Here is a 21,962-nt window from a genome sequence, read left to right on the forward strand (position 1 = left end):
CCTAAGGTTCCGTACCTCTGGCACGGAGCTCCATCCCGGGTTTTTTACTACAAAGCTTTTCCCCCGCTGGGGGAGTAATTCCCTAATAAAAAATCAGGCTCATGAAATTTTACGCCGTCAGTTAAACGGCCATTTTCCGGCACCCTGCATTGGCGTTTGGGAGATGGAAGTAACACCCCAATTAAATCGCTTAACCTCCAGCTAAATACCCCGAAACCTTCCGTTAAAACAAGTATATAAAATTTATAAAAAAATAACTCACTAACTATTTGATTATTACTGTAAAGTTTCTATCTTTGCCGTCCCTTTCGGGGGGAATAATATGTCTTGAACGAAGCCCTACTGCTTCGATGGACACAAATAAATTAAAGAAATGTCAGGAATTATTGGTAAAAAAGTAGGAATGACCAGCATTTTCGACGAAACAGGGAAGAATATTCCTTGCACCGTAATCGAAGCTGGCCCTTGCGTGGTAACACAAGTTAAGTCTGTTGATACAGACGGATATGCAGCTGTACAGCTGGCATATGGCGACAAAAAGGAAAAAAACACCTCCGGTCCGTTAAAAGGACACTTCCAAAAAGCCGGTACAACTCCAAAGCGTAAGCTTGTTGAATTCAAAACTTTCGAGGACGAAAAATCATTAGGTGACACTGTTACCGTTGATATTTTTGCCGCGGGAGATTTTGTTGATGTGGTTGGTACTTCAAAAGGTAAAGGATTTCAGGGTGTGGTAAAACGTCACGGTTTTGGTGGTGTGGGTATGCAAACTCACGGTCAGCACAATCGTTTACGTGCGCCAGGTTCCTTAGGTGCGTCATCATGGCCATCGCGTGTATTTAAAGGCATGCGCATGGCAGGTCAAACCGGTAACGTTCGTGTTAAAACACAGAACTTACAAGTGATTAAGGTTTACGCTGAGCAAAACCTGTTGGTTGTTAAAGGTTCCATCCCCGGAGCTAAGGGTTCATTCGTAATAGTGGATAAATAAGATGGAAGTAAACGTATTAAACGTATCAGGTAAAGAAACAGGTGCCAAGGTGCAGCTTCCTGAGTCGGTATTCGGTATTGAGCCAAACGATCACGCGATTTATCTTGATGTTAAGCAATTTTTAGCTAACCAACGTCAGGGTACACACAAATCAAAACAGCGTAACGAAATTGCAGGTTCAACCCGCAAATTATATAAACAAAAAGGTACAGGTGGTGCCCGTGCAGGTAGCGTTAAATCTCCATTATTTAATGGTGGTGGTCGCGTTTTCGGTCCGCAACCACGCGATTACAGCTTCAAATTAAACAAGAAGTTAAAATCACTGGCCCGTAAATCGGCTTTATCATACAAAGCAAAAGATAACAACATTTTAGTATTGGAAGATTTTAATTTTGATAGCATCAAAACTAAAAACTACATTAAAATGGAGGCCGACCTGAATGTTACTAATGACAAAACATTATTAGTAGTAGCAGGCGCCGAAAATAACAATGTGTATTTATCAAGCAGAAACCTGAAGAAAACGAAAGTAATTTCGGTTGAGCAGCTAAACACTTATGATGTGTTAAACGCTGGTAAACTGTTATTAACTACAGGCGCTGTTAAAACTTTGGAGGAAGCATTAGCTAAGTAATTATGGAAATTTTAAAGAAACCCCTACTTACTGAAAAAGTAACTCAATTAACCGAGAAACTTAACCGTTATGCTTTCAAAGTTGATCACAGAGCAAACAAAATTCAGATTAAAGGCGCCATTGAGGCAATGTACGGTGTTAACGTTAAGGCGGTAAACACTATGAAATACGTCGGCAAACTTAAAACTCGCAATACTAAGGCAGGCGCCGTATCTGGCCGTGCTGCTACGTATAAAAAAGCGATCATTACTTTGAATGACGGTCAAACAATTGATTTTTACAGCAATATATAATTATAGAGATGGCAGTAAAGAGATTTAAACCGGTTACCCCGGGTACCCGTTTCAGAGTTGACGTATCTAACTCAGATATTACAACAAACGTTCCTGAAAAGTCGTTGGTTGTATCATCCAACACAAGATCGGGCGGACGTAACAACACCGGTAAAATGACTATGCGCTACTTAGGTGGTGGTCATAAGCAAGCATACAGGTTGATTGATTTCAAACGTAATAAATTTGACATCCCTGCAAAAGTTGCAACTATCGAGTACGATCCTAACCGTTCGGCACGTATAGCACTGTTACATTTTGTTGATGGTGAAAAACGATACATGATAGCTCCGGAAGGCTTAACAGTTGGAACGGTAGTTGTAGCCGGCGAGACAGCTACTCCAGAGGTTGGTAACACCATGCCTTTGAAGAACATCCCGTTAGGTTCTATCATCCACAACATTGAGTTAAACCCAGGCCAGGGTGGTGTTATTGCCCGCAGTGCCGGTACTTATGCCCAGCTTTCGGCGCGCGATGGTAAATATGCCATCATCAAATTGCCTTCAGGCGAAACACGTATGATATTGTCAACTTGTTTGGCAACTATCGGTACCGTTTCAAATGGCGAAAGAGCAAACGCGGTGTTAGGTAAAGCAGGCCGCAAACGTTGGTTAGGCCGCAGGCCGCGTGTTCGTGGTGTTGCCATGAACCCGGTAGATCACCCTATGGGTGGTGGTGAGGGTAGAGCCTCAGGTGGTCATCCACGTTCACGTAAAGGGTTGTTAGCTAAAGGCTACAAAACTCGTGATAAGAAAAAAGGGTCGGATCGTTATATCATTGAAAGAAGGAAAAAATAATGGCACGTTCAATTAAAAAAGGACCTTATATTGATCATAACCTGGAAAGAAAAGTTCTGACCTTGAATGAATCAAGCAAAAAATCAGTTGTAAAAACATGGTCACGTCGTTCCATGATCTCTCCTGATTTCGTTGGTCACACATTCGCAGTACACAATGGTAACAAGTTTATCCCGGTGTATGTAACAGAAAACATGGTTGGTCACAAGTTGGGAGAATTTGCTCCAACCCGTACATTCCGCGGTCACGCAGAGAAGAAAAAATAACAGGCAATGGAAGCAACAACAAAAATTAAAAAGTCTGTACTGATCAGGCAACAAAAAGAAGCTGCAAAAGCCGTAACCGGTGGTGCATCTGTTGCCAAGTTACAGGACTGCCCAACTTCACCACGCAAGATGCGTTTGGTAGTTGACCTGGTTCGTGGTAAAAATGTATTTTCAGCTTTAAGTATCTTAAAGTTTACTAATAAAGAAGCTGCCATCCGCGTAGAGAAATTATTAGTATCGGCAATTACTAACTGGGAAGCAAAAAACGAAGGTAAAAAAGCCGAAGATCATGGCTTGTTTATTAAAGAAATCTCAGTAGGCGGTGGCCGTCAGCTAAAAAGGTTACGCCCTGCTCCGCAAGGAAGGGGATACCGTATCCGTAAACGCTCAAACCATGTAACACTGGTTGTGGATAGTAAAAACGAAAACAATTAATTTGAAATGGGACAGAAAGCACATCCAATAGGTAACAGATTAGGAATCATCAGAGGTTGGGATTCTAATTGGTTCGGTGGCAATCATTATGCCGACAAATTAGTTGAAGACGAAAAAATCCGCAAATACCTTTCAGCACGTATCGCTAAAGGTGGTGTATCAAAAGTGGTTATCGAACGCACATTAAAACGCATCACTGTAACTATACACACTGCCCGTCCGGGTATTGTGATTGGTAAAGGCGGTGCCGAAGTTGATAAGATTAAAGAAGAGTTGAAAAAACTTACCAAAAAGGAAGTTCAGATCAACATCTTCGAAATCAAACGCCCCGAGCTTGATGCACAATTAGTGGCAGAAGGTATTGCAAAACAATTAGAAGCACGTATCTCTTTCCGCCGTGCCATGAAAACTACTATAGCTTCAACCATGAGAATGGGTGCCGAAGGTATTAAGATCATGACATCAGGCCGTTTAGGTGGCGCTGAGATGGCACGTAGCGAACAATATAAAGAAGGAAGAATTCCTTTGCACACTTTCCGTGCTGATATTGACTACGCATTAGCAGAAGCATTAACTACTTATGGTAAAATAGGTGTTAAAGTATGGATCTGTAAAGGCGAAGTTTACGGCAAACGCGATTTATCGCCAAACATTGGTGGTGCAAGCAGCGCAAGCGGTAAAGGTGGCAGGCCAGATGGTGCACCGGCATTCGGTGGTCGTGATAACGCTCGCGGTGGCGAACGTGGTGGCGAACGCAGAAATGACAGGAAACCAGGTGGCGGCGATCGCAGAGGCGGTCCTGGAGCAGGTGGTCAAGGTGGTCCTCGTGGTGGCGGTAGCCGTCCGGGTGGTCAAGGTGGCAGCCGTCCAGGTGGTCAAGGTGGCGGTAACCGTCCAGGTGGCCCAGGAAAGAGATAATTATAAAATAGAAAGACAAATATCGTAACGATATAAAAGCTTAAGAAAATGCTACAGCCAAAAAGAACGAAGTTCAGAAAGATGCAAAAAGGCAGGATGAAAGGTTTAGCCACTCGTGGTGCTGAACTTTCATTCGGATCTTTCGGTGTAAAATCACTCGAAGCGGCATGGATTACCAGCCGCCAGATCGAGGCTGCACGTATTGCTGTAACACGTTTTATGAAACGTGAAGGCCAGGTGTGGATCAGGATTTTCCCTGACAAGCCTGTAACCAAGAAACCAGCAGAGGTACGTATGGGTAAAGGTAAAGGTGCTCCTGAGTACTGGGTAGCGGTAGTACGCCCCGGAAGGATCATTTTTGAGGCCGAAGGTGTGCCTATGGAAGTTGCTAAAGAGGCTTTGCGCCTTGCAGCACAAAAACTTCCGGTACAAACAAGATTTATTGTACGTAGGGATTACGTAGAAGCATAAATTGGAAGAGTTGAAAAGTTGTAAAGTTTTCACAAGTTGTAAAGTTAGATGCCGAACTTTCAACCATCAAACCAAAACAATACAACGTTGAAACTTTCTACTATTACAACAAATAACACAAGAAGATGAAGAACTCAGAAATTTTGGGACTATCTACAGAAGAACTGGTAGCAAAAATCGGCGAGGAAAGGTCAACCCTTACCAAATTGAAATTTGCTCACGCAGTATCGGCTATCGAGAATCCATCCCGTATAACAAAGGTACGCAAGGGAATTGCTCAGTTAAATACTGAATTAACAAAACGCAAAGCGGCGTCGGCTTCTGAAAAGAATTAATTTTTTAAGCATTCAGAAAAATGGAAAGAAATTTAAGAAAAACACGTACCGGCCTGGTGGTTAGCAATAAGATGGAAAAATCTATTGTAGTGGCTGTTGAGCGTAAAGTGAAACACCCTATCTACGGTAAATTCGTGAAAAAAACCACAAAATTTATGGCTCATGATGAGACCAACACTTGTGGCATTGGCGATACCGTATTGATTATGGAAACCCGCCCGCTGAGCAAGAGCAAAAACTGGAGATTAGTTCAAATTTTAGAAAGGGCTAAATAAGATGGTACAACAGGAATCAAGATTAAACGTAGCCGATAACAGTGGCGCTAAAGAAGTTTTAGTGATCCGCGTGTTAGGTGGTACCGGCAAAAGGTATGCATCTATAGGCGATAAGATAGTAGTAACCGTAAAAAGCGCTTTACCTTCAGGTAACGTAAAAAAAGGTACTGTATCAAAAGCCGTAGTAGTACGCACCAAAAAAGAGATCCGCAGAAAAGATGGTTCATACATCCGTTTCGACGATAACGCAGCTGTTTTGTTAAATAACCAGGATGAGCCAAGAGGCACACGTATCTTTGGCCCTGTTGCAAGAGAACTGCGTGAGAAACAATTTATGAAAATTGTATCATTAGCACCGGAGGTATTGTAATCATGGAAAAGAAAAAAGTTGCAACACCAGGCAAACTGAAAATTCGCAAAGGCGACCTGGTAAAAGTTATAGCCGGCGATTCAAAAGGATCGCAAGGTAAAGTAGTTGAGGTGATAATAGCAAAAAACAGGGCTGTTGTTGAAGGTGCCAATATGGTATCAAAACATACCAAACCTAATGCTGCTAACCCTAACGGCGGAATTGTTAAACAAGAAGCTGCTATACATATTTCAAACCTAATGCTGGTTGACCCTAAATCAGGTAATACAACCCGTGTTGGCCGTAAATTGAACGATGCCGGCAAATTAGTAAGGGTAGCAAAAAAATCAGGGGAGGAAATTAAGTAATGACTTACGTACCAAGATTAAAAACAAAATACAAAGACGAAATTCGTACCGCACTGAAAGATAAATTTCAGTACAAAAGCGTAATGCAGGTTCCTAAACTGGAAAAAATTGCCATTAACCAGGGTGTTGGCGGTGCTACTACCGATAAAAAACTGATCGAGAACACCATCACCGAGTTAACAACCATCACTGGCCAGCAGGCAGTATCTTCAAAATCTAAAAAAGATATCTCGAACTTTAAATTGCGTAAAAATATGCCGGTTGGCGTACGTGTTACCTTGCGTGACAACACAATGTATGAGTTTTTAGATCGTTTAATCGCTGTTGCCCTGCCACGTATCCGTGACTTTAAAGGCATCAACGACAAAGGTTTTGACGGCAGAGGTAACTATACTTTAGGTATTACAGAGCAAATTATATTCCCTGAGATAAATATTGACAAAATCAATAAAATCCAAGGTATGGATATTACCTTTGTAACCTCCGCAACAAACGATGTTGAAGCATTGGAGTTGTTGAAACAATTTGGATTACCATTTAAAAATCAAAATAGCAATGGCTAAAGAAGGTGTAAAAGCTCGTGAAGTAAAGCGCGCTAAATTGGTTGCTAAATACGCAGAGAAAAGAGCAGCCCTTAAAGAAGCCGGCGATTACGTTGGTTTAGATAAATTACCTAAGGCATCATCTCCGGTAAAATTACACAACCGTTGTAAATTAACCGGCCGCCCACGTGGTTATATGCGTCAGTTTGGTATTTCACGGGTAACATTCCGTGAAATGGCTCTTGATGGCAAAATCCCGGGAGTAAAGAAAGCAAGCTGGTAATTTCAGTATCAAGTATATAGTATCAAGTAGCAAGACATACCTTGCGAACGGTATTGAAGAGTAGAGGTAGTTAGCATCAGAAAACAAGACAAAATCTTGATACTTGATACTAACTACTTGATACTATAAAAAAGAATTAACCGATGGAAGGTCGCCCCGGATGTTACGGGAAGGAAACCACCATCATAACCCAATAAAATGAATACAGATCCAATCGCAGATTATCTTACAAGAGTAAGGAATGCTATTAAAGCCAACCATAGGGTTGTTGAAATTCCTGCATCAAATCTGAAGAAGGAAATCACCAAGGTGCTTTTCGACAAAGGTTACATTGCCAATTACAAGTTTGAGGAAAATGGTCCGCAAGGCAGCATCAAAGTTGCTTTAAAGTACCACCCGATAACTAAAATTTCTGCTATCCGTAGCATTACGCGCATCAGTAAACCAGGTTTGAGGAAATACGCAGGCATGGAAAAAATGCCAAGAGTATTAAATGGTTTAGGTATCGCCATCCTGTCAACTTCTAAAGGCGTAATGTCTGATAAAGAAGCCCGTCAGCAAAATGTAGGTGGCGAAGTTTTATGCTACGTTTATTAATAGGAGAAATTAAGCAATGTCAAGAGTAGGAAAAGCACCGATAGCAATGCCAGCAGGAGTAACTGTTACCGTATCAGCAGATAATGTTGTTACAGTAAAAGGCCCTAAAGGTCAATTGCAGCAAGCGGTTGATAGCGATATCACCATTGCACAGGAAGATGGTCAGTTACTGGTTCAACGCCCGTCTGATCAAAAACGTCACAAAGCATTACATGGTTTATACCGTGCGCTTATCAACAACATGGTAGTAGGCGTAACCGAAGGTTACAAAATCCAACAGGAATTGGTTGGTGTAGGTTACCGTGCTACCAATACCGGTAATACATTAGATTTAGTGTTGGGTTACTCTCACCACTATGTATTTGAATTGCCAACAGAAATTAAAGTTACAACCACTGCTGATAAGGGTAAAAACCCAACTATCATACTTGAATCAATTGACAAACAGTTAATTGGCCAGGTAGCTGCAAAAATACGTTCGTTACGTACTCCAGAGCCTTACAAAGGTAAAGGTATTAAGTTTGTAGGCGAGATATTGAGAAGAAAAGCAGGTAAATCAGCATCTAAAAAATAATCGTCATGGGAGCTAAATTATCAAGAAGAGACAGGATTAAAAAAGGTATCAGAAAACGCCTTTCAGGATCAACAGAGCGTCCTCGCCTGTCAGTATACAGGAGCAATAAAGGTATTTACGCGCAGATCATTGACGATTTAACCGGTAAAACTATCGTATCAGCATCATCTTTGTCAAAAGATTTTACCGCTGATGGCACAAAATCTGATCAATCAGTAGCCGTAGGCAAACTGGTAGCTCAGAAAGCTATCGCAGCAGGTATTAAAGATGTGGTTTTCGACAGGAACGGTTATTTGTACCATGGTCGTGTTAAGTCACTGGCCGAAGGTGCACGTGAAGGTGGTTTAAACTTTTAATCGAACAGAGAAATGTCAACAATCAACATAAAAAGAGTAAAAACAAGCGAGATCGAATTAAAAGACCGCTTGGTAAGCATACAGCGTGTTGCCAAAGTAACCAAAGGTGGCCGTACTTTCAGCTTTTCTGCCATTGTGGTAGTAGGCGACGAAAACGGTGTTGTAGGTTACGGATTAGGCAAAGCAAAAGAGGTTACCGAAGCCATTGCAAAAGGTATTGATGATGCTAAAAAGAACTTAGTTAAAGTTCCTATTATCAACAACACAATCCCTCACGAGCAAATTGGCAAATTCAGCGGTGGTTTTGTTTTCTTGAAACCAGCAGCAAACGGTACCGGTGTTATCGCGGGTGGTGCAATGCGTGCAGTGTTAGAGTCTGCAGGTATCCACAACGTGTTAGCTAAATCAAAAGGTTCATCAAATCCGCACAACGTGGTTAAAGCAACTGTATCTGCGTTATCACAATTACGTGATGCCCATACTGTAGCACAGCAACGTGGCGTTAGTTTAGGTAAAGTATTTAACGGATAATCAGTCATGGCCAAAATCAAAATAACACAGATTAAGAGCGTGATCGACAGAAGTGAGCGCCAAAAAAAGACTATCGAAGCATTAGGCTTGCGTAAAATTAACCACAGTGTGGAAGTTGAGGCAACTGCAGCTATAATTGGTATGGTTAGAAAAGTTAACCACCTGGTAGCGGTAGAAAATATTTAATATCATGAATTTAAGTAATTTAAAACCTGCAGAAGGTTCTACTAAAAATAGGAAAAGAATTGGCCGTGGTACAGGTTCTGGCCGTGGCGGTACGTCAACCCGTGGCCACAAAGGCGCCGGTTCACGTTCAGGTACAAGCAGCAAGGTAGGTTTTGAAGGCGGTCAGATGCCTTTACAACGCCGTGTGCCTAAGGTTGGTTTTAAAAACCCTAACCGCGTAGAGTATACTGGTGTAAACCTTGATGTATTGCAAGAATTAGTAACAAAATACACACTTGATGTTGTTGATTTTGATACTTTGAAATTACATGGTTTGGTATCACGTAACGACCTGGTTAAAATTCTGGGCCGTGGCGAATTAACTGCCAAATTAGAAGTTAAGGCACATGCATTTACTGCTACAGCTCAAAAAGCTATTGAAGCAGCTGGTGGTACCATAGTTAAGCTATAATTTTAGGATGAAGAAATTTTTCACCACATTATCCAATATCTGGAAAATCGAAGATTTAAGAGTGCGTATTATAAACACACTCTTATTTCTTGCAATATATCGCGTTGGTACTTTCGTTGTTTTGCCAGGGGTTAATCCTGCATTAGTAGCTAACCAGAAAGCAGAAGGATTAGTAGGATTGCTGAATATGTTTGCAGGAGGGGCGTTTTCACATTCGTCTATTTTTGCATTGGGTGTAATGCCTTATATCTCGGCTTCAATTGTGGTGCAATTATTAGGCATCGCGGTACCTTATTTTACCAAATTGCAAAAAGAGGGCGAAAGCGGCCGTAATAAGCTAAACCAGTGGACACGTTACCTAACCATAGGTATAACTGCCCTGCAGGCTATAGGTTATTTAAAATCGCAGATCTCTGCTGATGCTATGATGATCAGCAACCCATTCTTTACTGTTCTTAACATGTTTGTTTTAACGGCAGGTACATTATTTGTGATGTGGCTGGGCGAAAAAATTACAGACAAAGGTATTGGTAACGGTATATCGCTTATCATCATGGTGGGTATCATTGCCCAGTTGCCCGGTGCATTTTTAACAGAATTTAACTCGCGTACCAGTGGTACAGGCGGTTTAATTACATTCATTGTTGAAATTGTGGGCTTAATTGGGGTTGTAATGTTTACTATCCTTATTGTACAGGGTACCCGTAAAATTGCGGTGCAGTATGCTAAACGTATAGTGGGCAATAAACAATATGGTGGCGTGCGCCAGTATATACCGTTAAAGGTAAATGCTGCCGGTGTAATGCCTATTATATTTGCGCAGGCATTAATGTTTATACCGCAAACTGTACAACAGTTTATGCCAAGCATTTCATCAAACGGTATACTAATTGCGTTGTCAAATTATAATTCATGGCAGCATAATACGCTGTTTGGCGTGTTGATCATCCTGTTTACTTACTTCTATACTGCTATTACGGTTAACCCTAACCAGATGGCTGACGATATGAAGAAGAACGGCGGGTTTATTCCGGGTGTTAAACCAGGTAAGTCAACCGCCGATTATATAGATGGTGTAATATCAAAAATTACCTTACCAGGGTCTATTTTCCTGGCTATGATAGCAATTATACCGGCAATTGCCAGTTTGGTAGGTGTATCTCCAATCTTCGCAAGATTTTTTGGCGGCACATCGTTAATTATCCTGGTAGGTGTTGTGTTGGATACCTTGCAACAAATAGAAAGCCACCTGTTGATGCGCCATTATGATGGTTTAATGAAAACCGGACGGATTAAAGGACGTACAGCAATGCCTGCTGCTGCCGGAACAAGTCCGACAGCGATCTAATAAGGAATGTCAAAAATAATTTACAAGTCTGCCGAGGAAATAGAGTTGATCCGGGAAAGCGCGCTGCTGGTGTCCAGAACACATGCAGAGGTTGCTAAAGTAATAGGCCCGGGTGTTACTACTATCGAACTCGACAGACTTGCTGAAACCTTTATACGTGATAACGGCGGTATCCCCGCTTTTTTAAACTACGGCGGGTTTCCCTACTCCCTCTGCATATCATTAAATGACCAGGTAGTTCATGGTTTCCCCGGAAAACATGTACTGGTAGAAGGTGATTTAGTTTCTGTTGATTGCGGTGCTATATTAAACGGTTTTGTAGGCGACTCGGCTTATACTTTTGCTATTGGCGAAGTAAGCGACACAGTAAAAAAACTCATGCGGGTAACCCGTGAGTGTTTGGACCTTGGGGTTGCTAAAGCTGTTGCAGGCATGCGGATAGGTGATATAGGCTACGCGATACAGGAACACGCCGAGAAAAATGGCTTTGGAGTTGTTAAAGAGCTGGTAGGGCATGGTGTGGGGGTTAAACTTCACGAAAAGCCCGAAGTGCCTAATTACGGTAAACGTGGATCGGGTATTAAGCTTGAAGAGGGGATGGTGATTGCCATTGAACCGATGATAAACGCCGGCCGCGCCGGTGTTAAGTTTTGGGATGATGGATGGACTGTATCAACTGTAGATAAGAAAGCATCTGCTCATTATGAGCATACTGTTGCTATAGGTAAAGGAAAACCTGACATTTTATCAACGTTTGAGTATGTTGATAATGTTTTAAAAGAAAAGAATAATAATTAAATAATTTTTATTAATTTTGCATCCCGGTTTTAGGGCGGATAATTAAGTAAAAATCAACAAAATATGGCTAAACAATCTTCGATCGAACAGGACGGTACAATTAGAGAGGCATTGTCAAATGCAATGTTCAGGGTTGAGCTGGAGAACGGTCATGAGATTATAGCCCATATTTCGGGCAAGATGCGTATGCACTATATCAAAATTTTACCTGGCGACAGAGTGAAGTTAGAAATGAGTCCGTACGATTTGAGTAAGGGTAGAATAACCTATAGATATAAATAAAAAAGAGATGAAAGTTAGAGCATCCATTAAAAAACGCAGCGCAGATTGTAAGATCATTCGCCGTAACGGGAAACTTTACGTTATTAACAAGAAGAATCCTAAGTACAAACAACGCCAGGGCTAAGAACAATTAATTTTGAATTAGTGAATTAGTGAGTTATTGAATTAAAAATCATCTCGCACAATCACTAAATCACTAAATCACTAAATAAAGAATATGGCAAGGATATCAGGTATTGATTTACCAAAGAATAAAAGAGGAGAAATCGGACTTACTTACATTTTCGGTATAGGCCGCTCAACAGCTCAAAAGATTTTGACTGAGGCAGGTATCGATTTTAATACAAAAGTACAGGACTGGACCGATGAGCAGTTAGCCTCAATCCGTGGAATCATCAACGATCAGATTAAAGTGGAAGGTTCACTTCGTTCGGAAGTGCAATTGAACATTAAACGTTTGATGGACATTGGTTGCTACCGTGGTACACGTCACCGTAAAGGTTTACCATTACGTGGTCAGCGTACTAAAAACAACTCACGTACCCGTAAAGGAAAACGTAAAACAGTTGCTAATAAAAAGAAAGCTACTAAGTAGTAAATAACGATTGGTTAGCAGCGGGTAGTTATATACTTTAAGCTTACCAGGAATAAAAATTATAATCACGATTAGTGGGTCAGGGTTATTCTATAACCCAGTAATTCATTAATTCAATAATTAAAAAAATGGCTAAAAGTAAAAAAGTTACCAAAAAGCGCATTGTGATTGTTGAGCCTGTTGGCGAAGCACACATCAATGCTACTTTTAACAACATCATCATTACCCTTACCAACAAAACCGGACAGGCTATTTCATGGTCATCTGCAGGTAAAATGGGTTTCAAAGGTTCAAAAAAGAACACTCCTTATGCTGCCGGTCAAGCTGCTGCCGATTGCGGTAAAGTTGCTTATGACTTTGGTTTGCGTAAAGTAGAGGTGTTTGTAAAAGGCCCTGGTGCTGGTCGTGAGTCGGCTATCCGTACTTTGCAAACTGCAGGTATCGAAGTTACCACTATCAAAGATATTACACCGCTTCCACACAATGGTTGCCGTCCGTCTAAAAGAAGAAGAGTTTAATTAACAGATTTTAAAGCTAAGATTCTACAGCTACAGGCTGTAAGATACTTTAAAAATACACAAAATGGCCAGATATACAGGACCTAAGTCCAAAATTGCACGTCGTTTCCGTGAGCCGATCTTCGGTCCGGATAAAGCGTTAGAACGTAAAAACTATCCACCGGGAATGCATGGCGCTTCAAAACGTCGTGGAAAACAATCTGAGTATTCAACTCAGTTAATGGAGAAACAAAAAGTTAAATACACTTATGGTGTATTAGAGCGTCAGTTCGAAAACTTGTTTCACCGCGCTTCGGCTAAAGAAGGTATCACAGGTGAAAACTTGCTGAAATTCTTAGAAGCCCGTTTAGATAACGCTGTTTATCGTTTAGGTATATCACCTACACGTTCAGGCGCCCGTCAGTTGGTTAACCACAAACACATTAATGTAAACGGTGCTGTTGTAAACATCGCATCATATGCATTAAAAGCTGGTGACGTTATCTCTGTACGTGAAAAATCTAAATCATTAGAAGCTATTACTACATCAGTAGCAGGCAGAAGAATCAACAAATACAGCTGGTTGGAGTGGGATGCAAATACCTTAACAGGTAAATTCCTTAACTATCCTAACCGCGATGAAATTCCTGAAAATATTAAGGAGAACCTAATCGTCGAGTTGTATTCAAAATAATAAAAATAATTATCCAGGGGATGGTTGGCATATTCTGTCAATCATTTTCGTGGTTAAAATCATTTCAATTAGTAAACAATAAATAAAGGATATAAATGGCAATTTTAGCATTTCAAAAACCAGACAAGGTTATCATGCAAAAAGCAAATGATTTTGATGGTACGTTTGAATTTCGTCCGTTAGAACCAGGTTTTGGTGTAACCATTGGTAATGCTCTGCGTCGTATCTTACTTTCATCACTCGAAGGTTATGCAATTACTTCAGTACGTTTTTCGGGAGTAACGCATGAGTTTTCAACCATCAAAGGTGTTGTTGAAGACGTAACCGAGATCATCTTGAACCTTAAACAGGTTCGTTTTAAAAAGACTGGTGAATCTGGCGACAGCGAGAAAATATTTGTTATTATAAATGGCCAGGATGCTTTTAAAGCCGGAGACATTACTAAATTCTCCAACAACTTTACAGTATTAAATCCTGATCTGGTTTTATGTAACATGGACTCATCAGTAACGCTTGAAATTGAGCTTACTGTTGGTAAAGGCCGTGGTTACGTGCCGAGTGAAGAAAACAAAAACCCTGATGCAAATGTTGGCGTTATCGCTATCGACTCTATCTATACGCCGATAAAGAACGTTAAATATACCATCGAAAACTATCGTGTTGAGCAAAAAACCGACTATGAAAAATTAGTATTGGATATTGCTACTGATGGTTCTGTTCATCCTGAAGATGCTTTGAAGGAAGCTGCAAAGATCCTTATCCAGCACTTTATGTTGTTCAGCGATGAAAACATGATGTTAGAAGCGCAGGCTAAAGAAGAAACTAAAGAAGTTGACGAGGAAATTTTGCACATGCGCAAGATTCTTAAAACTGAATTGGTTGATCTTGACCTTTCTGTACGTGCATTAAATTGCCTTAAAGCTGCAGATATCCGCAGCCTGGCTGATTTAGTATCGTACGATGTTGCTGATATGTTAAAGTTCAGGAACTTTGGTAAAAAATCACTGACTGAAATCCAGGACCTGGTTAAATCAAAAGGTTTATCTTTTGGTATGAACCTGTCTAAATTTAAGTTAGACGAAGAATAAGTCGTTAAATCTTGAGTTCTGAGTGTTGAGTTTATCTCTGTCACTCGGGACTCAAGTCATTTATAGGGTAGTTGGTTTTTTAGGGTTTTAAACTCACTACTCATCACTTAAAACTCAATACTATTAAATAGCGAAGGCATAATTCCGAAGGCTTGAGTAAATCGCCGGACGGTATGCACGTGAAATAATTAAAACAATGAGACACGGAAACAAAAACAATCACTTAGGCCGTACTACCAGCCATCGCAAGGCGATGCTGTCAAACATGGCAACTTCGCTTATCCTACACAAGCGTATTACTACAACATTAGCTAAAGCAAAAGTTTTGCGCGGTTATATCGAACCACTTTTAACTAAATCAAAAAGCGATACTACTCACTCTCGTCGTACAGTGTTTAGCTACCTGCAAGATAAAGATGCTACAACTATCCTTTTCCGCGAGATTGCTGAGAAGATTGCTAACCGCCCAGGTGGTTACACCCGTATCATCAAGTTAGAAAACCGTTTAGGTGACAACGCCGAAATGGCAATCATCGAGTTAGTAGATTATAACACTGTTTACGGTGTTGATACTGCCGCAACTGCTAAAAAATCAACACGTCGTCGTGGTGGTTCAGCAAAAGCTAAAACAGCAGCACCAGTTGCAGCTGAAGAAGCAGTAGTTGTTGAAGAAGCTAAAGAAGCACCAGTTGCTGAAGCTCCTGCAGCCGACGCTCCGGAAACTGAAGAAAAAGGAGAATAATTATTCTTTTTTTTAGATATAAAAACGCCCTGTTCATTTGAGCAGGGCGTTTTTTTTGACATGATAATTGGAATGCGTGGATGACGGATTTATAAACCAGATGGTGGTTTGGTGAGTTTGTATGTCAGCAATCCTTCTATCTCCTCCATCTGCTCAAAGCCAAACTTGTCCATTAGCCTGCGCGATGGCAGGTTATCGGCATAAGTATGCACAATAATGGCTTTTACAAACGGATGCGTAAATGCCCATTTAATCATCGCCTGTATGGCCTCTGTAGCGAAGCCCTTGTTGTGCTGGTTGGCATCAATCATGTAGCCTATTTCTGCTTCGCCGTTTTCGTTTGGATAGCCCGCAAAGCCCATGCCACCGACGGATGTGTTTGTGCTTTTAAGCACCAGTTCCCAATCGGTATACCATAGGTATTTGTCGGGATAGGCGAGGGTATTGGGCAGCCAGAAGTTGTCCAATGCATCAATGATTTCGGCATAATAAAATGGATCAACGAGCATAAAGGAAGGTGTCAGTCCCATGGAAATTTCCATCAGCGTGCGGTCCTGGCGTAGCAATAAAAGTTGCTGATGTGTTAACGGTATCAGTGTTAACCGTTCAGATTCTAAATAAAACATTTGATTTGTTTAGGAATTAAATAACAATAGCAAACCGGTTCTCTTTTTTAAAGTGAAGGTTAAGCTTTGCGGGCAAAGCTTTTGTTATACAATTCCAGGCGTAGTGATTGGCCCGATTTGGTTATTAAGTAACAGAGGCGCTTTGTTTGTTAGGATAAATATGAGGATTTAGTTTTAAAATAACTAATGCTGTAATTTAATATAATTTGCGTTAGGGGGAGTAGCGGATACCGGCCCCGAGCCTAAGGCCGTGTGTGCGTATGAGCGGATGACCCGGCCGTAGGCAACGCCATTGTTAGTTGATTAGGTAGAACAGCGAGCAGTTGGTTAGGTTATGCTTTATTTAAAATTTTAGATATCCGCCGGTTCCGTTTTGGTTGTTTTACCCAATTTTAAATCACTTTCACTTTTTTGCATCTTAGCAATAAATTAAATCCGGTACTGTAGGGTTGTTTTTATTTTGTTCTTTTTGCTTGAACTTTACAGGCAGGTTTTTCATAACACTAATCTAAGATTTAATCAAACCTTTTGCTTTTTTCCTTTCTCCTTTCACCTCCAACGAAGCGATTTCTGCCAACCTGTCACCACAGTTTATGACTTTTCTGACGCAATAATTGTCATCCTGACCATATGCCCTGCCAAACGGGTTTGGCACAAACGTTGATAAATGGCTGTTGTAGTAATTTAATAAAATCAGAAAAAACAATCATATGTCTAAAATAATTGGAATCGACTTAGGAACAACAAACTCCTGCGTGTCTGTAATGGAAGGTAACGAACCTGTAGTTATAGCAAATAGCGAGGGAAAACGTACTACGCCATCCGTTGTAGCTTTTATTGATAACGGCGAGCGTAAAGTTGGTGATCCGGCTAAACGTCAGGCAATCACTAACCCTACAAAAACCATTTCGTCTATCAAACGCTTTATGGGTAACCAGTTTAACGAAGTTACCAGCGAGGCCGCACGCGTACCTTATAAGGTAGTTAAAGGAGATAACAACACCCCACGTGTTGAAATTGGCGACCGTAAATACACTCCACAAGAGATTTCGGCCATGATCCTTCAGAAAATGAAGAAAACTGCCGAAGACTTTTTAGGAACTGAAGTTACTGAAGCTGTTATTACAGTACCTGCGTACTTTAACGATGCACAACGCCAGGCAACTAAAGAAGCCGGTGAAATTGCTGGTTTAAAAGTTCGCCGTATTATTAACGAACCTACTGCTGCTGCCTTGGCTTATGGCTTTGATAAAGCACACAAGGATATGAAAATTGCGGTATTTGACTGCGGTGGTGGTACGCATGACGTATCAATCCTTGAATTAGGTGATGGTGTATTTGAAGTAAAATCAACCGATGGTGATACGCACTTAGGTGGTGACGACTTTGACCAGGTAATTATTGACTGGTTAGCTGACGAATTTAAAAGCGACGAAGGTATTGATCTGCGTAAAGATCCGATGGCTTTGCAACGTTTAAAAGAATCGGCCGAAAAAGCTAAAATTGAGTTGTCAAGTTCTGCACAAACAGAAATTAACCTGCCATACATTACAGCTGCCGATGGTATGCCTAAACACCTGGTTAAAACTTTAACCCGTGCTAAATTTGAGCAACTGGCAGATAGCCTGATTAAACGTACTATTGAGCCTTGCAAAACAGCATTGAAAAATGCAGGTTACAGCACATCAGATATCGACGAAGTTATCCTGGTAGGTGGTTCAACCCGTATCCCTGCTATTCAGGAAGCTGTTCAGAAATTCTTTGGCAAAACTCCATCAAAAGGTGTTAACCCAGATGAGGTTGTAGCTATCGGTGCTGCTATTCAAGGTGGTGTATTGACAGGCGAAGTTAAGGATGTGTTGTTGTTAGATGTTACCCCGCTTTCATTAGGTATCGAAACTATGGGTGGTGTAATGACCAAATTAATTGAGTCGAACACAACTATCCCTACTAAAAAATCTGAAACTTTCTCAACTGCCAGCGATAGCCAGCCATCTGTTGAGATCCACATATTACAGGGTGAGCGCCCAATGGCTGCAGGTAACCGTACTATAGGCCGGTTCCACCTGGATGGTATTCCACCAGCACCTCGGGGCGTGCCTCAAATCGAAGTAACATTTGATATTGATGCCAACGGTATATTGCACGTATCTGCTAAAGATAAAGCAACCGGTAAAGAGCAAAAAATCCGTATCGAAGCCTCTTCGGGTTTAACTGATGCCGAGATTAAAAAGATGAAGGATGAAGCTGAAGCTAATGCTGATGCCGACAAAAAAGCACGTGAAGAAGTTGAAAAACTTAACGGTGCCGATGCCTTGATCTTCTCGACAGAAAAACAACTGAAAGAGTACGGTGATAAAATTGGCGCTGATAAAAAAGCTCCTATCGAAGCCGGTTTAGCTAAGTTAAAAGAAGCTTACGCTGCTAAAAACTTTGATGCGATTGAAGCCGCTCAAACTGAACTGAACGCTGCATGGGCAACCGCATCTGAAGAGATGTACAAAGGTGCTGCCGATGGTGGTCAGCCTCAGCCAGAAGCTAACGCAGGCGCACAAGATCATGGCGACACCGTAACTGATGTTGACTTTGAAGAAGTAAAAGACGAGAAATAATATTAAATTTCGTTAAATACATACAAGGGCCCGGTTGAAGAAATTCAGCCGGGCTTTTTTGGGCGATAATTTTTGCCCTTTCATAGCATGACGAGAGGTGCATCATTTAATCCTGTATCCTCCTGTCATTCTGAGGTACGAAGAATCTATTTTACGCCATGCACGGCCGATAGGAAAGTTCGCGAATAGATTCTTCGTACCTCAGAATGACAAGAGTATTTTTCTTATTTTTACTCCATAACAAAAGGCAAATAAATTTCAATGTCAACAAAACCAATTGTAGCGGGCCTGATGGCCTACGGTATGTCGGGCCGTATTTTTCACGCCCCATTTTTATCAGCCAATCCTGGCTTTACTTTTAAAGCTATTGTGGAACGCCATGAAAAAAAGGCCGGCAAAGTATACCCGGATGTAATTAGCTATAACACTATAGACGAATTGCTGAATGACACTGAAATTGAATTGATTGTTGTTAATACGCCAAATGATACTCATTTTGACTATGCCATGCGGGCGCTTAATGCCGGTAAACATGTGCTGATAGAAAAACCTGCCGCAGTTACTTCTGCCGAAGTAAAGGCATTATTTGATTTGGGCAGGCAACTTGATTTGAAAGTAATGATTTACCAAAACCGCCGGTACGATAGTGGTTTCATTTCGGTAAAAAAAGTTATTGAAAGCGGCCGGCTTGGCGAACTGATAGAAGTGAATTTCAGGCTCGACAGGTATCGTATGGCTATCGGGGCAAAGCAGTTTAAGGAAACTAAAGAAACGCCGGGTAACGGCTTAACGTACGATTTGGGCGCGCACCTGGTTGACAACGCCATCAGTATTTTTGGCCGGCCGTTAAGTTATGTGAAAACTACAGCCACACATCGTCCCGGGTCGCAGGTTGATGATTATTTTCACATTCATTTAAGTTATCCCAACCAATTAAACGTGTATTTAACGTCGGGCTTGTTGATTGCCGAGCATCTGCCGGGCTTTGTTGTACATGGCACATTGGGCAGTTTTGTAAAGTTGCGTACAGATGTGCAAGAGGCACAATTAGATGCCGGAATGATGCCGGATGCAGCAGGTTTTGGAGTTGAGCCTGAAGGAAGCGAGGGTAAATTGGTACTGATGGGGCCTGACAATGAGAAAACTGTAGAGTGGGTTCCGTCAGATAAGGGTAATTATAATGGTTTATTTGATGCCGTGTATCATACTGTGCGTGAAAATGCGTTATTCCCGATAACTGAGGAACAAATAGCCTGGCAGATGGAATTGCTGGAGAGCTAAAAATATCGTAACTATGCTTTAATGAAATATTATATCAACATAATGAAAAGAATATGTTTGTTGCTTTGCCTTATTGCAGCCGCGGGCTGCAGCCAGGCCCAAACCATGCCCGTAAATAGCAAAATTGCCCCATATCATATATTAACCACCGACAGTGTTTATGTTACGCCTGCCGACCTGAAAAAGAACAAGCCGGTGATGGTGATTTACTTCTCGCCGGACTGCAGTCACTGCCAGCACTTGATGTATGATTTAAAACCCGAATTGGATAAGCTTAAAGGGGTGCAGATTGTAATGATAACCTTTGTGAACCAGCTAAAGGCCATACAGGTATTTCAGCGCGATTTTGATTTGGCTAAATATCACAATATCATTATAGGTACCGAAGGGTATACTTACGTAGTGCAGCGTTATTACCACGTACAAACCACGCCATACATTGCCATTTATGATAAAAACGGTAAACTTGCCCAGGCTTATGACAAAGTGCCAAAAATTCCGGTGCTGATGGATGCAATTAAGAAAGTGTAATTTTAATTTGAGAATTTGAAGATTTGAGAATTTGAAAATGGTTTATTAATTCAACTTTTAAAAAATCTAATCTTCAAACTATTTTACGCTTGTAACAGCGTGTCCAAAATTGATATTAAGAAAATTGAAAATTATTGTTGTTGCTGTTGTTGTTGCTGAATAATCTCTAAATGTCTTTGGTAGCTATTTTTGGGGCCACTGGTAGTTGGTTGATACAAATTGTCGTGATGGGCTTTATCGTCTATGCTTCTGAACGTATTCTCATTATCATCTACGCTAACAGCTACTTCCAGTTTATGGCCGGATGTGCCTTTATAAACGCCCTTTACCGGCGAACAATCTGAAAAATTACGGCCAACTGCCAAACGCACATGGGTTTCATTAGCGATGCAGTTATTGGTAGGGTCGATACCCAGCCAGCCATAATCCGGGATATAGGCCTCGGCCCAGGCGTGGGTGGCGCCTTCACCGCGCATGGTGCTGCTATTGGTGCATATATAGCCACTTACGTAGCGTGCCGGTATTTTTAGCAGGCGCAGCATCACCATTAAAATGTGCGCAAAATCCTGGCAAACACCGGCCTTTAATTTCCAAACTTCATCAAGTGTGGTTTCAACGCTGGTTACGCCTTTAATATATTCAAAATTTTGGTACACATAGCCGCAAAAGCGCAATGCTATCTGGAACGGGGTATCATCCAATGCTCTTTCCTGCTCAACAATAACTTGTAGCTCGGGAAGGCCTTCAAAATATTCCTGCTTCAAAAAGTCGATATAGGGCACCATGTATTGGATGTGTTTAAGATATTCCCACTGCTGATCGGGAAAAATATCTGTAACAGGTAGTGGTCGTTGCCTGGTGGTTACATTTAATTTTGAATTGATAACCATCACCGAATGCGGTTCGCTGTAGGTGAAACTACCTATCTCGTTTCCATAATAATCAATATGGGTATCAACAACAGGGCTGCCGGTTATTGATAACTCATGTTGTGTTACCTCCTGGTACTCGTCCTTTATCGGGTATAGTACAATTTGGTTGGCACTGTCACGTACCATCCCTTCGTAACTGTATTTGGTAATATGCTGTATCTTAAAGTCGGGCATGTTTTTTTGAATTAGTTAATTTGAGGACTGAGACAATTTGAAAATTTGAGAATTTGAAGATTTGAAAATGA

Annotated in this window: 34 protein-coding genes; 32 read left to right on the top strand and 2 right to left on the bottom strand. The window is 41.2% G+C overall.

What is annotated here, in order from left to right; all coding sequences use genetic code 11:
• The first annotated feature begins 373 nt into the window (after positions 1-373).
• The 29 genes from rplC (at position 374) to rplQ (ending at position 15,735) form a co-directional block, all read left to right on the top strand.
• Positions 374-991 (top strand): 50S ribosomal protein L3, encoded by a 618-nt coding sequence (gene rplC / locus BMX56_RS07395; RefSeq protein ID WP_090643368.1) that lies wholly within the window; start codon positions 374-376, stop codon positions 989-991.
• 1 nt (position 992) lies between these two features.
• Positions 993-1,625 carry a 50S ribosomal protein L4 gene (gene rplD, locus BMX56_RS07400; RefSeq protein ID WP_090643371.1) on the top strand — a complete coding sequence of 211 codons (633 nt, stop codon included), beginning with the start codon at positions 993-995 and terminating at the stop codon, positions 1,623-1,625.
• A gap of 2 nt (positions 1,626-1,627) precedes the next feature.
• Complete coding sequence (gene rplW / locus BMX56_RS07405; RefSeq protein WP_090643376.1) at positions 1,628-1,918, top strand: 50S ribosomal protein L23; 291 nt, start codon at positions 1,628-1,630, stop codon at positions 1,916-1,918.
• Between the two features lie 8 nt (positions 1,919-1,926).
• Positions 1,927-2,754, top strand: a complete 828-nt coding sequence (gene rplB / locus BMX56_RS07410) for a 50S ribosomal protein L2 (protein ID WP_090643381.1) — start codon at positions 1,927-1,929, stop codon at positions 2,752-2,754.
• Positions 2,754-3,020, top strand: a complete 267-nt coding sequence (gene rpsS, locus BMX56_RS07415) for a 30S ribosomal protein S19 (protein ID WP_076377419.1) — start codon at positions 2,754-2,756, stop codon at positions 3,018-3,020. The genes rplB and rpsS overlap by 1 nt, the downstream gene beginning before the upstream one ends.
• Before the next feature lie 6 nt (positions 3,021-3,026).
• Complete coding sequence (gene rplV, locus BMX56_RS07420; RefSeq protein ID WP_090643385.1) at positions 3,027-3,455, top strand: 50S ribosomal protein L22; 429 nt, start codon at positions 3,027-3,029, stop codon at positions 3,453-3,455.
• A 6-nt stretch (positions 3,456-3,461) separates the two neighbouring features.
• Positions 3,462-4,373: a 30S ribosomal protein S3 gene (gene rpsC / locus BMX56_RS07425; RefSeq protein WP_090643390.1), complete on the top strand. Its 912-nt coding sequence runs from the start codon at positions 3,462-3,464 to the stop codon at positions 4,371-4,373.
• Between the two features lie 48 nt (positions 4,374-4,421).
• Complete coding sequence (gene rplP, locus BMX56_RS07430) at positions 4,422-4,844, top strand: 50S ribosomal protein L16 (RefSeq protein WP_090643396.1); 423 nt, start codon at positions 4,422-4,424, stop codon at positions 4,842-4,844.
• A 125-nt stretch (positions 4,845-4,969) separates the two neighbouring features.
• Positions 4,970-5,179: a 50S ribosomal protein L29 gene (gene rpmC / locus BMX56_RS07435; RefSeq protein ID WP_090643399.1), complete on the top strand. Its 210-nt coding sequence runs from the start codon at positions 4,970-4,972 to the stop codon at positions 5,177-5,179.
• A 20-nt stretch (positions 5,180-5,199) separates the two neighbouring features.
• Positions 5,200-5,454 (top strand): 30S ribosomal protein S17, encoded by a 255-nt coding sequence (gene rpsQ / locus BMX56_RS07440; protein ID WP_008506277.1) that lies wholly within the window; start codon positions 5,200-5,202, stop codon positions 5,452-5,454.
• 1 nt (position 5,455) lies between these two features.
• On the top strand, positions 5,456-5,824 hold the full coding sequence (gene rplN / locus BMX56_RS07445; protein ID WP_073405786.1) for a 50S ribosomal protein L14: 369 nt from the start codon (positions 5,456-5,458) through the stop codon (positions 5,822-5,824).
• 35 nt (positions 5,825-5,859) lie between these two features.
• A complete protein-coding gene (rplX, locus tag BMX56_RS07450; protein ID WP_177183750.1) occupies positions 5,860-6,171 on the top strand; it encodes a 50S ribosomal protein L24 in 312 nt (103 codons plus the stop codon).
• A complete protein-coding gene (gene rplE / locus BMX56_RS07455) occupies positions 6,171-6,734 on the top strand; it encodes a 50S ribosomal protein L5 (protein WP_090643407.1) in 564 nt (187 codons plus the stop codon). Before rplX ends, rplE begins: the two co-directional genes overlap by 1 nt.
• Entirely contained in the window at positions 6,727-6,996 is a 270-nt protein-coding gene (gene rpsN / locus BMX56_RS07460) for a 30S ribosomal protein S14 (protein ID WP_090643411.1), read from the top strand. Before rplE ends, rpsN begins: the two co-directional genes overlap by 8 nt.
• A 198-nt stretch (positions 6,997-7,194) precedes the next feature.
• The gene (gene rpsH, locus BMX56_RS07465) at positions 7,195-7,593 is read left to right on the top strand and encodes a 30S ribosomal protein S8 (protein WP_090643415.1); all 399 of its coding nucleotides are present in this window, start codon (positions 7,195-7,197) and stop codon (positions 7,591-7,593) included.
• A gap of 16 nt (positions 7,594-7,609) precedes the next feature.
• Positions 7,610-8,167, top strand: coding sequence for a 50S ribosomal protein L6 (gene rplF / locus BMX56_RS07470; protein ID WP_090643419.1), 558 nt, complete (start codon positions 7,610-7,612; stop codon positions 8,165-8,167).
• 5 nt (positions 8,168-8,172) lie between these two features.
• Positions 8,173-8,523 (top strand): 50S ribosomal protein L18, encoded by a 351-nt coding sequence (gene rplR, locus BMX56_RS07475; RefSeq protein WP_090643423.1) that lies wholly within the window; start codon positions 8,173-8,175, stop codon positions 8,521-8,523.
• A 12-nt stretch (positions 8,524-8,535) separates the two neighbouring features.
• Positions 8,536-9,054 (top strand): 30S ribosomal protein S5, encoded by a 519-nt coding sequence (gene rpsE / locus BMX56_RS07480; protein ID WP_090643427.1) that lies wholly within the window; start codon positions 8,536-8,538, stop codon positions 9,052-9,054.
• Between the two features lie 6 nt (positions 9,055-9,060).
• Positions 9,061-9,240 (top strand): 50S ribosomal protein L30, encoded by a 180-nt coding sequence (rpmD, locus tag BMX56_RS07485; RefSeq protein ID WP_090643431.1) that lies wholly within the window; start codon positions 9,061-9,063, stop codon positions 9,238-9,240.
• Positions 9,241-9,244: 4 nt separating this feature from the next.
• The gene (gene rplO / locus BMX56_RS07490) at positions 9,245-9,691 is read left to right on the top strand and encodes a 50S ribosomal protein L15 (protein WP_090643436.1); all 447 of its coding nucleotides are present in this window, start codon (positions 9,245-9,247) and stop codon (positions 9,689-9,691) included.
• 7 nt (positions 9,692-9,698) lie between these two features.
• Positions 9,699-11,039, top strand: coding sequence for a preprotein translocase subunit SecY (gene secY / locus BMX56_RS07495; protein ID WP_090643441.1), 1,341 nt, complete (start codon positions 9,699-9,701; stop codon positions 11,037-11,039).
• Between the two features lie 6 nt (positions 11,040-11,045).
• Positions 11,046-11,837, top strand: coding sequence for a type I methionyl aminopeptidase (gene map, locus BMX56_RS07500; RefSeq protein WP_090643445.1), 792 nt, complete (start codon positions 11,046-11,048; stop codon positions 11,835-11,837).
• Between the two features lie 63 nt (positions 11,838-11,900).
• On the top strand, positions 11,901-12,119 hold the full coding sequence (infA, locus tag BMX56_RS07505; RefSeq protein ID WP_090643449.1) for a translation initiation factor IF-1: 219 nt from the start codon (positions 11,901-11,903) through the stop codon (positions 12,117-12,119).
• Between the two features lie 7 nt (positions 12,120-12,126).
• A complete protein-coding gene (gene rpmJ / locus BMX56_RS07510) occupies positions 12,127-12,243 on the top strand; it encodes a 50S ribosomal protein L36 (RefSeq protein ID WP_074487407.1) in 117 nt (38 codons plus the stop codon).
• 93 nt (positions 12,244-12,336) lie between these two features.
• Positions 12,337-12,714 carry a 30S ribosomal protein S13 gene (rpsM, locus tag BMX56_RS07515; protein ID WP_090643454.1) on the top strand — a complete coding sequence of 126 codons (378 nt, stop codon included), beginning with the start codon at positions 12,337-12,339 and terminating at the stop codon, positions 12,712-12,714.
• Between the two features lie 128 nt (positions 12,715-12,842).
• Positions 12,843-13,232, top strand: coding sequence for a 30S ribosomal protein S11 (rpsK, locus tag BMX56_RS07520; protein WP_090643458.1), 390 nt, complete (start codon positions 12,843-12,845; stop codon positions 13,230-13,232).
• A 64-nt stretch (positions 13,233-13,296) separates the two neighbouring features.
• On the top strand, positions 13,297-13,905 hold the full coding sequence (gene rpsD, locus BMX56_RS07525) for a 30S ribosomal protein S4 (RefSeq protein ID WP_090643461.1): 609 nt from the start codon (positions 13,297-13,299) through the stop codon (positions 13,903-13,905).
• Positions 13,906-14,000: 95 nt separating this feature from the next.
• Positions 14,001-14,993, top strand: coding sequence for a DNA-directed RNA polymerase subunit alpha (locus tag BMX56_RS07530; protein ID WP_090643464.1), 993 nt, complete (start codon positions 14,001-14,003; stop codon positions 14,991-14,993).
• A 196-nt stretch (positions 14,994-15,189) separates the two neighbouring features.
• A complete protein-coding gene (rplQ, locus tag BMX56_RS07535) occupies positions 15,190-15,735 on the top strand; it encodes a 50S ribosomal protein L17 (protein ID WP_090643470.1) in 546 nt (181 codons plus the stop codon).
• Positions 15,736-15,824: 89 nt separating this feature from the next.
• On the opposite strand, the gene BMX56_RS07540 is transcribed toward rplQ, so the two are convergent.
• Positions 15,825-16,361, bottom strand: coding sequence for a GNAT family N-acetyltransferase (locus BMX56_RS07540; RefSeq protein ID WP_090643474.1), 537 nt, complete (start codon positions 16,359-16,361; stop codon positions 15,825-15,827).
• A 710-nt stretch (positions 16,362-17,071) separates the two neighbouring features.
• Between BMX56_RS07540 and dnaK the strand changes: the two genes are divergently transcribed.
• From dnaK to BMX56_RS07555, 3 genes are all read left to right on the top strand, one after another.
• A complete protein-coding gene (dnaK, locus tag BMX56_RS07545) occupies positions 17,072-18,973 on the top strand; it encodes a molecular chaperone DnaK (RefSeq protein WP_090643479.1) in 1,902 nt (633 codons plus the stop codon).
• 261 nt (positions 18,974-19,234) lie between these two features.
• Positions 19,235-20,254, top strand: coding sequence for a Gfo/Idh/MocA family oxidoreductase (locus tag BMX56_RS07550; protein ID WP_090643483.1), 1,020 nt, complete (start codon positions 19,235-19,237; stop codon positions 20,252-20,254).
• A 42-nt stretch (positions 20,255-20,296) separates the two neighbouring features.
• Positions 20,297-20,785, top strand: coding sequence for a TlpA family protein disulfide reductase (locus tag BMX56_RS07555; protein WP_177183742.1), 489 nt, complete (start codon positions 20,297-20,299; stop codon positions 20,783-20,785).
• Positions 20,786-20,916: 131 nt separating this feature from the next.
• On the opposite strand, the gene BMX56_RS07560 is transcribed toward BMX56_RS07555, so the two are convergent.
• Positions 20,917-21,891 (bottom strand): transglutaminase family protein, encoded by a 975-nt coding sequence (locus BMX56_RS07560; protein WP_090643492.1) that lies wholly within the window; start codon positions 21,889-21,891, stop codon positions 20,917-20,919.
• Between the last annotated feature and the right edge of the window lie 71 nt (positions 21,892-21,962).

It is taken from the genome of Mucilaginibacter sp. OK283 (assembly GCF_900110415.1).
Classification (GTDB): Bacteria; Bacteroidota; Bacteroidia; order Sphingobacteriales; family Sphingobacteriaceae; genus Mucilaginibacter.

Excerpts from the sequence above, each read along its gene's own strand:
- rplC (WP_090643368.1), top strand. The coding sequence starts at position 374 with ATGTCAGGAATTATTGGTAAAAAAGTAGGAATGACCAGCATTTTCGAC.
- rplD (WP_090643371.1), top strand. The coding sequence starts at position 993 with ATGGAAGTAAACGTATTAAACGTATCAGGTAAAGAAACAGGTGCCAAG.
- rplW (WP_090643376.1), top strand. The coding sequence starts at position 1,628 with ATGGAAATTTTAAAGAAACCCCTACTTACTGAAAAAGTAACTCAATTA.
- rplB (WP_090643381.1), top strand. The coding sequence starts at position 1,927 with ATGGCAGTAAAGAGATTTAAACCGGTTACCCCGGGTACCCGTTTCAGA.
- rpsS (WP_076377419.1), top strand. The coding sequence starts at position 2,754 with ATGGCACGTTCAATTAAAAAAGGACCTTATATTGATCATAACCTGGAA.
- rplV (WP_090643385.1), top strand. The coding sequence starts at position 3,027 with ATGGAAGCAACAACAAAAATTAAAAAGTCTGTACTGATCAGGCAACAA.
- rpsC (WP_090643390.1), top strand. The coding sequence starts at position 3,462 with ATGGGACAGAAAGCACATCCAATAGGTAACAGATTAGGAATCATCAGA.
- rplP (WP_090643396.1), top strand. The coding sequence starts at position 4,422 with ATGCTACAGCCAAAAAGAACGAAGTTCAGAAAGATGCAAAAAGGCAGG.
- rpmC (WP_090643399.1), top strand. The coding sequence starts at position 4,970 with ATGAAGAACTCAGAAATTTTGGGACTATCTACAGAAGAACTGGTAGCA.
- rpsQ (WP_008506277.1), top strand. The coding sequence starts at position 5,200 with ATGGAAAGAAATTTAAGAAAAACACGTACCGGCCTGGTGGTTAGCAAT.
- rplN (WP_073405786.1), top strand. The coding sequence starts at position 5,456 with ATGGTACAACAGGAATCAAGATTAAACGTAGCCGATAACAGTGGCGCT.
- rplE (WP_090643407.1), top strand. The coding sequence starts at position 6,171 with ATGACTTACGTACCAAGATTAAAAACAAAATACAAAGACGAAATTCGT.
- rpsN (WP_090643411.1), top strand. The coding sequence starts at position 6,727 with ATGGCTAAAGAAGGTGTAAAAGCTCGTGAAGTAAAGCGCGCTAAATTG.
- rpsH (WP_090643415.1), top strand. The coding sequence starts at position 7,195 with ATGAATACAGATCCAATCGCAGATTATCTTACAAGAGTAAGGAATGCT.
- rplF (WP_090643419.1), top strand. The coding sequence starts at position 7,610 with ATGTCAAGAGTAGGAAAAGCACCGATAGCAATGCCAGCAGGAGTAACT.
- rplR (WP_090643423.1), top strand. The coding sequence starts at position 8,173 with ATGGGAGCTAAATTATCAAGAAGAGACAGGATTAAAAAAGGTATCAGA.
- rpsE (WP_090643427.1), top strand. The coding sequence starts at position 8,536 with ATGTCAACAATCAACATAAAAAGAGTAAAAACAAGCGAGATCGAATTA.
- rpmD (WP_090643431.1), top strand. The coding sequence starts at position 9,061 with ATGGCCAAAATCAAAATAACACAGATTAAGAGCGTGATCGACAGAAGT.
- rplO (WP_090643436.1), top strand. The coding sequence starts at position 9,245 with ATGAATTTAAGTAATTTAAAACCTGCAGAAGGTTCTACTAAAAATAGG.
- secY (WP_090643441.1), top strand. The coding sequence starts at position 9,699 with ATGAAGAAATTTTTCACCACATTATCCAATATCTGGAAAATCGAAGAT.
- map (WP_090643445.1), top strand. The coding sequence starts at position 11,046 with ATGTCAAAAATAATTTACAAGTCTGCCGAGGAAATAGAGTTGATCCGG.
- infA (WP_090643449.1), top strand. The coding sequence starts at position 11,901 with ATGGCTAAACAATCTTCGATCGAACAGGACGGTACAATTAGAGAGGCA.
- rpmJ (WP_074487407.1), top strand. The coding sequence starts at position 12,127 with ATGAAAGTTAGAGCATCCATTAAAAAACGCAGCGCAGATTGTAAGATC.
- rpsM (WP_090643454.1), top strand. The coding sequence starts at position 12,337 with ATGGCAAGGATATCAGGTATTGATTTACCAAAGAATAAAAGAGGAGAA.
- rpsK (WP_090643458.1), top strand. The coding sequence starts at position 12,843 with ATGGCTAAAAGTAAAAAAGTTACCAAAAAGCGCATTGTGATTGTTGAG.
- rpsD (WP_090643461.1), top strand. The coding sequence starts at position 13,297 with ATGGCCAGATATACAGGACCTAAGTCCAAAATTGCACGTCGTTTCCGT.
- BMX56_RS07530 (WP_090643464.1), top strand. The coding sequence starts at position 14,001 with ATGGCAATTTTAGCATTTCAAAAACCAGACAAGGTTATCATGCAAAAA.
- rplQ (WP_090643470.1), top strand. The coding sequence starts at position 15,190 with ATGAGACACGGAAACAAAAACAATCACTTAGGCCGTACTACCAGCCAT.
- BMX56_RS07540 (WP_090643474.1), bottom strand. The coding sequence starts at position 16,361 with ATGTTTTATTTAGAATCTGAACGGTTAACACTGATACCGTTAACACAT.
- dnaK (WP_090643479.1), top strand. The coding sequence starts at position 17,072 with ATGTCTAAAATAATTGGAATCGACTTAGGAACAACAAACTCCTGCGTG.
- BMX56_RS07550 (WP_090643483.1), top strand. The coding sequence starts at position 19,235 with ATGTCAACAAAACCAATTGTAGCGGGCCTGATGGCCTACGGTATGTCG.
- BMX56_RS07555 (WP_177183742.1), top strand. The coding sequence starts at position 20,297 with ATGAAAAGAATATGTTTGTTGCTTTGCCTTATTGCAGCCGCGGGCTGC.
- BMX56_RS07560 (WP_090643492.1), bottom strand. The coding sequence starts at position 21,891 with ATGCCCGACTTTAAGATACAGCATATTACCAAATACAGTTACGAAGGG.